General features: G+C 54.9%; 6 protein-coding genes and 2 pseudogenes. 7 read left to right on the top strand and 1 reads right to left on the bottom strand.

The window, feature by feature from the left end; all coding sequences use genetic code 11:
• The 6 genes from MOX02_RS03645 to MOX02_RS03670 form a co-directional block, all read left to right on the top strand.
• Nucleotides 1-211 (top strand): UDP binding domain-containing protein (locus tag MOX02_RS03645; RefSeq protein ID WP_244948426.1); only part of this gene is annotated, 211 nt, incomplete at its 5' end.
• 172 nt (nucleotides 212-383) lie between these two features.
• Nucleotides 384-4,223 (top strand): glycosyltransferase, encoded by a 3,840-nt coding sequence (locus MOX02_RS03650; protein ID WP_147024373.1) that lies wholly within the window; start codon nucleotides 384-386, stop codon nucleotides 4,221-4,223.
• A 271-nt stretch (nucleotides 4,224-4,494) separates the two neighbouring features.
• Nucleotides 4,495-6,327, top strand: coding sequence for an asparagine synthase (glutamine-hydrolyzing) (gene asnB / locus MOX02_RS03655; RefSeq protein ID WP_147024374.1), 1,833 nt, complete (start codon nucleotides 4,495-4,497; stop codon nucleotides 6,325-6,327).
• A gap of 360 nt (nucleotides 6,328-6,687) precedes the next feature.
• Nucleotides 6,688-7,683, top strand: a complete 996-nt coding sequence (locus MOX02_RS03660) for an NAD-dependent epimerase/dehydratase family protein (RefSeq protein ID WP_147024375.1) — start codon at nucleotides 6,688-6,690, stop codon at nucleotides 7,681-7,683.
• Complete coding sequence (locus MOX02_RS03665) at nucleotides 7,673-8,389, top strand: class I SAM-dependent methyltransferase (RefSeq protein WP_147024376.1); 717 nt, start codon at nucleotides 7,673-7,675, stop codon at nucleotides 8,387-8,389. Before MOX02_RS03660 ends, MOX02_RS03665 begins: the two co-directional genes overlap by 11 nt.
• Nucleotides 8,390-8,963: 574 nt before the next feature.
• On the top strand, nucleotides 8,964-10,070 hold the full coding sequence (locus tag MOX02_RS03670; protein ID WP_170267646.1) for a class I SAM-dependent methyltransferase: 1,107 nt from the start codon (nucleotides 8,964-8,966) through the stop codon (nucleotides 10,068-10,070).
• A 301-nt stretch (nucleotides 10,071-10,371) separates the two neighbouring features.
• Here MOX02_RS03670 and MOX02_RS03675 read toward each other — a convergent pair.
• Nucleotides 10,372-10,641, bottom strand: a pseudogene (locus tag MOX02_RS03675) (IS110 family transposase); the annotation flags it as partial.
• Between MOX02_RS03675 and MOX02_RS03680 the strand changes: the two are divergent.
• Nucleotides 10,642-11,634 (top strand): annotated as a pseudogene (locus tag MOX02_RS03680) (transposase); the annotation flags it as partial.
• Nucleotides 11,635-11,907: the final 273 nt, after the last annotated feature.

Below are 11,907 nucleotides of genomic sequence, written 5' to 3' on the forward strand. Positions count from 1 at the left end.
CATCGGGTACGCGGCCGACCCCTACGACTGCGCCGAAGGGGCGGACGCGCTGGTCCTGGTGACCGAGTGGGACGCGTTCCGGGCGCTCGACTTCGATCGGCTGAAGGCGGTCATGGCCGAACCTGTGGTTGTCGACCTGCGCAACGTCTACCGCCCCGAGGACATGGGCCGCCGAGGTCTCAGATACACCAGCGTCGGACGCCAAATGTAAAACAGCTCAAATCACCGAATACAAGCTCAGTCATTCTGACGCAATAACATACCGGCGCGCGTGAGAGATGACGCGCCCCTAAGCAACATCGACTTATCCACAACAAGACGAACACAATACGGGCGGACCAGCTTCTCAGAAGTTTGACTCCGAACCATTGGAGATAATTCCCGTGGCGAAATTAGCTTTCCGTTTTCCGCAACCTTCGACAATCTCAGCCCGGAAGAAATTGATCGCGCAAGCACGAGAAATCTCGAGAAGCATTTACTTCGACAAGCATTACTACGCAAAAATATCCGGCATTTCGACTGACGTAGACCCAGCTGTACATTATATCACCGTCGGAGCGGATCTCCGCCTCAATCCATCGGAACACTTTGACACCAGTTTCTATCTCGACAGGTACACTGACGTACGTCAAAGCGCAGAAAATCCGCTAGTCCATTATCTTCAACATGGCTCGAGCGAAGGGCGGCTTCCAAGTCTATCCTTCGACCGGGAACTATTCCTACTTCATCATCCCGATCTTCCCAAAAGTGGCAATGATGCTGCCGCTAGCTGCCTCCGTCTTCATGGGTCCTACCGATGGCAGTCGCCCGATAAGCCATTGTGGCATTCCCAACCACTATTTAACGCTGCCTGGTATCTCGCCTCGTCACCAGATCTCTCTATCAACCTGGAGGACGCGCTCCACCACTATCTGAAGATTGGCTGGTTGGAAGGCAGAGATCCAAACCCTCTATTCGATACCGATTGGTATCTTGCAGCACACAAAGATGTGGCCGCGGCAGGAATGAACCCACTCGTTCACTATCAATCCGCCGGCTACCTCGAGAGCCGACGACCCAATCCTCTTTTCGATATCGATTGGTATTTGAACGCCTATCCCGACATCAGACGGGAGAGAGTCGATCCTCTTCAGCACTTCATAAGACACGGAGAAGCTGAGGGCCGTGACCCACATCCGAGATTTAGCACTCGGTGGTATAAGGGTGCGTATCCAGAAAGTGCATCCTACGCGTGGGGTGTCTTCGCGTACTACTTCCGCATCGGACGAGCGAACGGCACCAAGCCTCATCCTGAACTCGCCGACCTGCTTATCGTTCCCCCGAAGAGTCAACAAAATGTATCACTTGTTGAAAGACCGCCTGCAACCACCATTAGCACTTACGACTCGTGGCTCGAAGTAAATCCGTTCTCAAGCCGAGACCGTATGTCGTTGGTGAAGCGACTGGATGTAAGCCAATCACAGCTTCCGCTGATTTCAGTTGTAATGCCGGTATTCAAGTCAAACAAATCTCACTTGATATCTGCAATTGAAAGCGTAATCGATCAAATATACTCTAACTGGGAACTTTGCATCTGCGACGACGCCAGCAACGACGAAGGAATTACGCATCTCCTTAAGAGATATTCGGGGATGGACAGTCGAATAAAATTCACGACGTCCCCCACAAACGAGAACATCAGTGCAGCAACAAATAGAGCAATGTCGCTTGCAACCGGCGAAATAGTCGCCTTGCTTGACCACGACGATCTTCTTCACCCGGCGGCGCTCGGGGAAATCGCACTTTGCTACAGCAATAATCCCAATGTCGATATCGTATATAGCGATGACGACAAGATTAATTTGGAAAACAAGAGGTACGCGCCCCAGTTTAAGCCAGGCTGGAGCCCGATACTACTGCTTAGCTTCATGTACATGAGCCATCTTTTTACGTTCCGAAGAAACCTATTCGATAAAGTTGGCGGATTCCGACTCGGTTTTGAGGGTTGTCAGGATTTCGACTTGGCATTACGCATGAGCGAGATTGCACGAACTGTCGAGCGTATTCCTCAAGTACTTTATCATTGGCGAGCGGCTGAGGGGTCTACCGCACTGAGCGCGGACACCAAGCCGGAAGCATTCGCACGAGGTCAGCGTGCTGTACAAGAGGCGTTCGATCGCCGTGGGATAAAAGCTAAAGTAGCACAACCGTCGTTCGCCAAAGCGGCGCGCCTCGGCATATTTGAACCAATCTTCCCGGACGACGGGCCGAAGGTTACAATAATCATACCAACCAGAGACAAAGTGGAGCTTCTTCGCAGATGCGTCGACTCAATCAGACTCACGAAATACAAAAATTACGACATTCTGATAGTTGACAATGAAAGTTCCGAACCGGAAACATTGACCTACTTGGCGAACTGTGACGCCGAAATTCTGCGAATTGCGTCTCCAGAAACCGGTTTTAGCTTCTCTCACCTTATAAATGCTGGCGTGGCAGCAGCCGCGGGAGAGTATGTACTCTTACTCAATAATGACACTGAGGTTATTAGCCCAGGGTGGCTTTCACAGATGGTCGGGTACGCTCAAATGGAGCAGGTTGGCGCCGTCGGCGCACGGCTTATGTATGAAGACAGCCGGCTACAGCACGGCGGGATTACACACGGCCTGCACGAAGGAATGGCAGGTCACTCCTTCAAACTACTTGCGAATTACGACCATGGGTACATGTCTCTTGCGAAAGTGAGCCGAGAAACTGCAGGTGTGACTGCTGCCTGTATGCTGACGCCGCGCCACTTGTTCATACGCATGGGTGGACTGGACGCAAACAACTTCAATGTTGCATACAACGACGTTGATTATTGCTACAGGTTGGTCGACGCGGGCTATTTCTGCGTCCAGTGCGCATCCGCTGAATTGTATCACTACGAAGGCAAAACGCGCGGTTTTAGCGACAATCCCCTCGAGGAACTCGCCATGAGGAAAAAGTATTCCGCGCGGGTTGATAAATGGTACAATCCAAATCTTTCCTTAAAAAATGAGCAGTTCGAGGTAGCGAGGCACCATCTGCACGTTCCCTCCGATGAAACACCACGAGTTCTGTTCGTTAGTCACAATCTCAATCATGAAGGAGCCCCAAACAGCCTCTTCGAACTCTCGAACGGGCTGAAAACTATCCAGGCCGTCGATCCAGTCGTCATATCACCGTATGATGGACCGCTGAAGGACCGTTACGGAGCGGCGGGAATACCAGTTCACATCACACGCACTCCACTGACCGATTGGCCAGCCGAGGAAGCTTGGAACGCAGAAATCAAGCGCATGGCGCAGTCCTTTCTGTACGCAGGAATCCAAGTCGTTGTCGCTAATACCGCCGACAGCTTTTGGGCCGTAGAGGTTGCACGAGTTGCAAACTTACCCTGTATTTGGATTATTCGCGAAAGTGAACCATGGCAGACCTACTTCTCGCACTTCCCTACCCACATTTCCAATGCGGCGTACAATGCATTCGATTATCCCTACAAGACTGTCTTCGTTGCTCGCTCAACAATGGATGCTTGGCGTCCCCTCGACAGCCGGCATTCCTTTAGCCTAATCAGGAATGGCCTCGACACTGAGAAGCTTGTTCAATCCTTCGAGGGTCTTGATCGCAATAAATGCAGAGAAATGATGGGAGTTGCAGATGACGTTTGTGTATTCACATGCGTTGGCACAATCTCAAGCCGGAAGGGCCAGATTGATCTCATTGAAGCGTATACAGCACTGAACCCAGAACTGGCGAGGAGGGCGGCTATTTTCCTCGTCGGCGACAGGCCAGGCGATTACAGCAGTCAGTTGCACAACATAATCCGAGACCTCCCCGAGGAGTTGAGCAGTCGCATACATGTTATTCCAGAGACACCTGCTGCTCGAAGCTATCTGGTAGGATCGGATGTCTTCGTTTGCAGTTCCCGTGTGGAGAGCTATCCGAGAGTAACGCTCGAGGCTATGGCCGCCGGTCTCCCATTAATCTCAACTGGAGTGTGGGGTATCCGCGAGCAAGTTCGCAAAGACTATAATGCTTTTCTCTACGAGCCCGGGGACACAGGCGCATTGGCGACGCACATGAAAAATATGATCAACGAGCCTGAAATGCGGACGTTGTTCGCTTCTCGTTCTAAACCGGTGTTCCAAAGTCTGCCGGATTTCGCTTTCATGCGTGACAGCTACAGAGTAATTATAAGCGAAGCAGTCGGAACTAGATAACGCAGAATTTTTTTCTCGTGTCCCGCCTTGGCTCAGAGAAGCATTAGAGAAGACTGTCGCTAAAGGGTCCCACCCGCAATCATCGGGGGGACCTTAAAGTCGACGCCTAAGCTACGTGCTCGTTCGAGGTGGCCTAGTGTTACCGAAACTCTCAGTCGGTGGGATCTGTGATGTAATAGTAATGAATTTTGATAATCTGCTTTGATTTTGAAAATGCGCGTTACATTGGCGAGCTCGGGCTCTACTGCTGAATCAGGAGTTAAATGTAATCATGTGTGGAATCGCGGGCTACATCGATCCGAACGCTCCGCTTGGTCTGCTCGACCGCCAACTTGGCTGCATCATGCATCGGGGGCCTGACGGAGAAGGCCGTTACGAAGCAGGTGCACTTCATCTAGGAATGCGCCGCCTCTCCATCATTGACCTAGCAGGCGGTTGGCAACCGCTTTACAGCCGTGAAGGTCAAGTTGTCGCCTTCCAAAACGGCGAGATCTACAACTTCAAAGCGCTACGGAACGCTCTGGAAGCCCGCGGTTACTCATTTGTTTCACATAGTGATACCGAGGTTCTGGCCCACGGATATGATGCCTGGGGAATCGAGGGCCTTTTAGATCGCGTGGATGGCATGTTCGCCCTCGCAATAGCTGACTTAGACCGGCGAGTTCTACATCTTGCTCGTGACCGGTTCGGTGAGAAGCCGCTGTACTTCGCATTCAAACCAGGACATTTCGTTTATGGTTCCTCGCTGAAATCCGTTGCAATAACGCCTTGGATCAGAGGCGAGGTGAACGCTTGGGCAGTTCACCGCTATCTTGCCAGCCACTTCGTTAGCGGACGGCAAACGTTGTTGTCTGACGTTTCCAAGGTGCTACCCGGCGAACGTCTGGAAATTAATTTTGATGCTGCTCATGAACCCCGCTTGTACCGCTACTATCGGCCGCAGCTTGAACCTTCGCGCGAGGCTTCAGTAGATGAAATCCGATCTCTGCTTGAGGAAGCGGTTGAGAGTCGATTAGTCTCCGATGTGCCCGTCGGGTTGTTTCTATCAGGGGGAATTGATAGCTCCCTTATTGCAGCACTCGCAGCCCGTCGGCACTCGGACGTGGAGGCGTTTTGTATCGGGTTCGATGATCCTACTGCGGACGAAAGTTCTCATGCCGAGTCTGTAGCACGTCATCTTGGCATTAAATTAAACACCTTTCACTTCGACTCTCGGCGGTTCAGTGAACTTCTCCCAGTTGTCTGTGCGGCACTTGACGAGCCTATCGGAGATCAAGCGCTGCTTCCTGTTCACTGGTTAGCACACGCAGCAGCGTCAAAAGTGAAGGTTGTGCTCTCAGGTGAGGGAGCTGATGAGATATTCGGTGGATACAGCTATTACGCCAGCCGCGCTCGCCAGTTAATTGGTGACTTCTCAGCGGCATACTCCGCGGCTCATGATGTCCGCAGCATGGCTCCTGGGCTTCTGGTGGAATCAGCTGGAGAGACACAGTCTGGATTTCCGCTCCTTACCTATTTGCATGAACGTGAATCGGCAGTGCCCCACGCGGGTTCAGAGCCTGATAAATTTGAACGAGATCTCGTAGAATGGCTTACTTCTGCGCATGATCCCGTCCAGCGAATGGGAGCTGCTGATCTTGCGAGCTGGTTGCCTGATGATCTTTTGATTAAAGCGGATCGGATGACTATGGCCGCCAGTATTGAGGGTCGTGCGCCGTTTTTATCGCGGAAAATTGTTGAGCGCGCGCTCAGTCTTCCTCCGCACCAAAAATACCTTGGTCAGGAAAGCAAAGTTTTACTGCGTGAGTTAGCGCGGAGCCTTTTGCCCCGAGATATCATTGATCGTAAGAAACACGGATTCGTGCTCCCTATGGCGGATTGGGTACAAGATTGGTTCAGATTAAATGGTGGCTTCTCTGCATATGTACGTCAGGGTATAGGCCTTGGTCTTGACCCGGTTGCTCTTACGGAAATTCATAGGGCGCCCGGCAATCACAGCCGGGAACGGCTATGGTTCGCCCTCATCGCGTTGATTGAATGGTGGACCTCATTCAACCGCGACGTAACTGCGGCCCGAAGCCCACTTAGCTCAAAGCTTGCCTAGCCAATGTGTTTGACTTTCGTGACATCCTCGGAGGTCACCCAGCGCAGCAGGCTGTCCATAAAGTTCCATAATGAGGCAATTTCGCCAGCCTGGCTGTCGGAAATTTGTAGAAACTGGGGAACTTTATTCAGTACGCGTACTACGGCGTTGCGGCGTGTGAGGATCTTGCTCGCCTGACGTCATTAGGTAGGTTGGTCTGCACAGCCGAGGTAGCACATGCCGAGGCTCATTGGGGGTGCGCACCGCAGTTCCGGTGCGCATTGCTGGCCCAGATTGGGCGGAGATTTTCGCGGAAACTCTGCGAATGCACCCGCTTATTTCTTTTTTCCAAATTCGCCGTAAGCCACCTGGGAAGAACTCATGAGCACTATCCTTGTCACTGGTGCGGCTGGCTTCATTGGTTTCCATGTTGCTATGAGGCTGTCTGCACGTGGAGAAAGGGTCTTGGGCGTCGACGACTTCAACGATTACTACGAACAGGAATTGAAAATTGCACGCGCTGGACGGCTGAGCCGAGATGCTCATGTGGACATCAGACGAGTGGACGTTGCTAATCCATCTGCAATTCGAGATCTGATGGCCGTGGAGGATGTAGACAGGGTTATTCATCTCGCTGCGCAGGCGGGTGTGAGGTATTCGTTGGATCATCCTTTCGCCTATGAACGATCGAACATGGCTGGTCACCTTTCAGTGCTTGAAGCCTGCCGCCATACCCCGAAATTGAATCATTTAGTGTACGCTTCGTCGAGTTCTGTTTATGGAGACCGCCCGTCTTCCGGGCAAGCATTTAAAGAGACTGATCCTGTGGATCACCCTATCTCTCTCTATGCTGCGAGCAAGCGGGCTGGAGAACTCATGAGCGACACCTACTCGCATCTTTTCAATATTCCTCAAACGGGACTGAGATTTTTTACTGTATATGGGCCGTGGGGGCGGCCTGACATGGCCTATTTCTCCTTCACTCGGAAGGCTCTTCGTGGCGAACCGGTTGCGATATTTGGTGAAGGCCGTTTACAGCGTGATTTCACTTATATTGACGACATTGTCGACGGTATCGTGGGGGTGCTAGACCGCCCCCCTCTAAATGGCGGGCATCGCATATTGAACATTGGCAACAACCAGCCGCGATCTCTAAGTGACTTCGTGAGTATCATCGAGGCTGCATGCGGACGACCTTTAAAGAAATCGATCTTACAGATGCAACCTGGAGATGTTTCTTGCACTTGGGCGGACGTTTCTGCGATTAATGGGTTAACAGGTTACACTCCCAAAACTTCGCTTGAGGTGGGTATCTCAGAATTTGTGAGCTGGTTCCGCTCTCGTTACACCGACGATGGAGAGGTGCGTGCAAATTAAAGATTTTTTGGCCTTCTACGGTGATGGCGAGGGTATTTTTGGGCAGCTTATCTCAGACTATCATACTGCGGTAAGCGGGGGATCTGCCTCGCGTCTCGGTGAAATCATGACGCGGCATGGCAGCGATAAGGCGACCTGGCACAACTACTGCCTGTTTTATGAGATTCTTTTCGGTCTCCTGCCGAGATCGCCTCAAACGATCTTCGAAGTAGGAATTGGGACTAACGATTTAGAGATCGTTGGAAATATGGGGGCGCTGGGTACGCCTGGTGCATCGCTCCGTGCATGGCGCGAAATGTTTCCCGATGCGATGATCTATGGCGCAGATTATGATGCAAACTGTCTTTTTGATGAAAGAAATATTAGAACGTTCTATCTCGATCAGCTTGATCAATCTTCTATTAATTTAGCATGGTCGATTATGCCCCACCTTAGGTTTGACTTAGTGATTGATGACGGTTGTCACACCTACGAGGCGAATTCCACATTACTTGATGCAACTTATCTGAGGTTGCTTCCTGGCGGCCTTTACATTATCGAAGACATCTCAATGAACATTCATAACCTCTGCAAATTCGACCGATACTTGAACGCACGTGGCTGGCCTGCTTTTTTAATGCGGCTTCCGCATCAGACGAATTGCGTTGACAACGCGATCGCCGTGGTCCGGCCTTCCCCACCATTGCCTCCCTCCTCTGTCATTTAGGAATAAGTTAGTTTGGGCCTGTTTCTTAGATTCGCTATGGCCTGTATCGACGGCAAGTCTACTAATGCGAGTTGGCTTCGCCACCGCGTGTTCAACATGCGCTGCCGGTCACCTAACGGGCTTGGTGCAACATGCAGGCATCCTATCGTCCGTCTTGACTTCGTGAGGCCTGTGCAGCGCACCACGCTTCGCTTGGTATCTTCGGCAAGGGTGCCCGAATTTGCACGCTGCAAATAGGTTTTTATAGCGGGGTGCAAATGTGAGATGACCTTCGGTGGATGCGCGCGTCGTTTGGTACATCTGCAACTGGCGGAAGATGAGGGCGGTGCCGAGTGATCCTCCGGATCTGGGGCGCGGTTGAACCGTCCGCCCGCTCCGGTTCTTCCAGCATGTCCATCCACATCATCCCGCCCGGCCAGCCGCGGCAGGCTTTATCTTCGATCCACTTCCTGGCGTTGCCCGAAGCGTTTTCGAATGATCGGTGGCGCCAGGGCATATCGAAGGCATGGCGGCGCCATTGCGCTCAGGTTGCAATTTGTGGGAGACCCGCTCCCGCACGAACAAAGGGATTGCTATGTCGGAGCTGCTCGGCGCGATCGATGCGCCCCAACGCCATGCGGATTGCCAGTCGATCCTACGAGTTTCTGGTTGGTGCATACGCGAAGACGGCGTCCTGCCCACGTCAATTGTGGTTTTAGTCGATGCTGTGCCCGCGGCCGAGCTAACCAACTGCTATCGAACCGATGTAGCTCGCCTTTACCCAGCGATCGACTTCGCAGCCTCTTGCGGGTTCTACGGAGACGTGGTTCTCGACGAGGGTCGGGCCGGAGTGCTAACGACGCTGGAGGTTGTCGCGCATTTCGGAGCAGAGCAGTACTCGGTTGGGACCGTGGACGTGCTGTACCAGCAGCCATACCCCCTCCGGACTTACCCGCCCAAGCCGTTCGACCTCCGGGACGTTCTCCTGCCGAACCTCAATCCGAAAGCCGTCGCCGATGCATTGCATGTGCATGACAACGGCGTGGTTCCTCTGTTCAGGTTGATCGAGCCACTAGACCGCACGCATCCGTATTCCAGTCGGATGCGCGGTCTAATTGATCGACTTGAGTCCGGGCAACTCGCCCTCGACCTCGGCTCTGGCATGCGGCCCGCCCATCTCTGCTTTGACAACGTCGTCCGCCTAGATGCGGTACACTTCCAGAGCGTCGAGATCGTCAACACGCGGTCGCAACTTCCGTTCAAAGACCGGACCTTTGATCTGGTGGTCAGCTCTGCCGTTTTTGAACATCTGCCCGACCCACATGGAATGGCATCGGAGATCTTCCGAATCCTAAAGCCGGGCGGCGAAGTCCTGGTCGACACCGCATTTATGCAGCCCCTGCACGGAGATCCGAGCCACTACTTCAATATGACGAAGTACGGGCTGCGCAAAATATTTGCCGGATTCGAAATCTTAAGTGAGCCCCTGCAGCGGCACCATTGGCCATCCCAAGGCTTGCTGATGCAGTTGCAAGCGGTCCGGCCATTCGTTGATGACGCGAACGGGTGGGCAGCGACGTTAGACGGTTTCGTGCGCGAATTGGGCGACCGAAGCGACGAACTTGACGAGGCGCTTGGTCCGGTTGGTCGAGAGATTTTAGCCGCAGGCGTATCCATCCACGCGCGTCGGCCGTCATCTTAGAGTCCGCTCTGATTGCGGTATGTGAAGCAAGTGTCTCCTGATCGACGTTTCCTGCTCCCGTTGTGTCGCTCCTGCGGGTCACGCGCTTCCCTTCGCGATCGGCGCGAGGCCGCCGCAGGATGGGGTCAGGAGAGCGAGGCGTCTCAACTTTGTTTCACGACCTGATCTGCTGACCCGGATCGGCTCTGGACTCTCAACGAGATCGCGGCACCCATCGTCCCCACGGGAACGATCCGGGTCACCCTTGTGGGTGAAGTCTAACCTCCTGTCGCTCCGTTCAACTCGGCAGGCGTGTCTTGTGTCAGGCGGCGACGGTTGCTGCCGGCTCCTGGCCAAAGCGGAACTCGCTCTTGTCGCTCCACATCCGGTGCAGGACGACGGAAAGCTTGCGCGGGACGGCCACGCGGGCCCGCGCCATGCCACGATGCCTGGCGATCTGCATGCCCCAAGCGCGCAAGCTCGACCATTTGCGGCTACTCGTAAGCGGGCAATGGGCCGCCTCGTAGAGCACTGTGCGGGCCAGTTCGTCGCCGCAGCGGCTGACCTTGCCCTGGATGTCGGTCTCACCCGAGTGGCCTTATCCGACCTGTTCGTGCAGGTGCTGCGCCTGTGTCGGGCGGCCGGTCTGGTCGAGTTCGCTCACGTGGCGGTAGATGGCACCAAGCTGAAGGCCAATGCCTCGCGTCACAAAGCGATGAGCTACAGCCGGATGAAGACGGCCGAGCCGGCCCTGGCCGCTGAGGTGGACGCTTGGCTGGAGCGAGCGCGCGAGGCTGACGCGGCGGAGGATCAGGCTCATGGTGCCGGCCGTCGGGGCGACGAGACGCCGGACTGGATGGCCGACAAGCAGCGACGGCTGGAAGCAATCCGCGCCGCCAAGGCCGCGCTGGAAGCGGAGGCGACAGATCCGCCCGATCCGGAGGACGAGAACGGGCCGGGTGCCTCGTCGGGCATGCGTTGGCAGGGTCGGCCACTGCGCGGTGACGACGGCAGTCCGCCCGACCGGGCGCAGCGCAACTTCACCGACCCGGACAGCCGGATCCTGCCCACGCGTGATGGCTTCGTACAGGGCTACAACGGTCAGATCGCGGTCGATGCAGCCCATCAGGTGATCGTCGCGCATCGGCTCGTGACCAACTCGGCCGACTACCGCGCCCTCGTGCCGCTTGTGGACGGGGTCCGGGCTCATCTCGGGCGCAAGCCGCGGGAGGTCTCGGGTGATGCCGGCTTTGCCAACGAGGCGAACCTCCTCGCGCTCAAGGAACGGGGCATCATGGGCTACCTTGCTCCGGGCCGGGCGCGTCACGGCGAGGCGGACGCGGCCGGCCGCCGGAGGCTGACCAAGATGCCCCTGATGAGCGCGATGGCTGCCCGCCTGAAACGGGCTGGCCGCCGCAGCCGCTATCGCCTCAGGAAGCAGGTGGTTGAGCCGGTGTTCGGGCAGATCAAGCAGGCCCGAGGTTTCCGACAGTTCCTGATGAGAGGACTCGATCAGGTCCGGGGCGAGTGGGCGATGATCTGCACCGCCCACAACCTCCTCAAGCTGGCACAGGCCGGCCGCTGAGCCCCCCAAGCCGCAGCCTCTGCGCAGGTCTCGCCCCTCTACCCGGCCTCAACCCTCAACCTCCGTTACTCGGACGGGCTCCTAGCCGAGACCGTGTTGAATCGCGGGAGGCCGAGCTCGATGTGTGCATCTCAGCCGGCGCCCAAATGCTCCTCGAGACGTAGACCAGTGCGGCACATCGATACCGGCCCTTCGGTCGTCCAGCGGCTCGATCCGCGCAGAGCTTGTCCTGAAAACTGTCTCGCATAGGAGCTCAAGGCTCTAAGCATGGGA

This window comes from Methylobacterium oxalidis (genome assembly GCF_007992195.1).
GTDB classification, from domain to species: Bacteria; Pseudomonadota; Alphaproteobacteria; order Rhizobiales; family Beijerinckiaceae; genus Methylobacterium; species Methylobacterium oxalidis.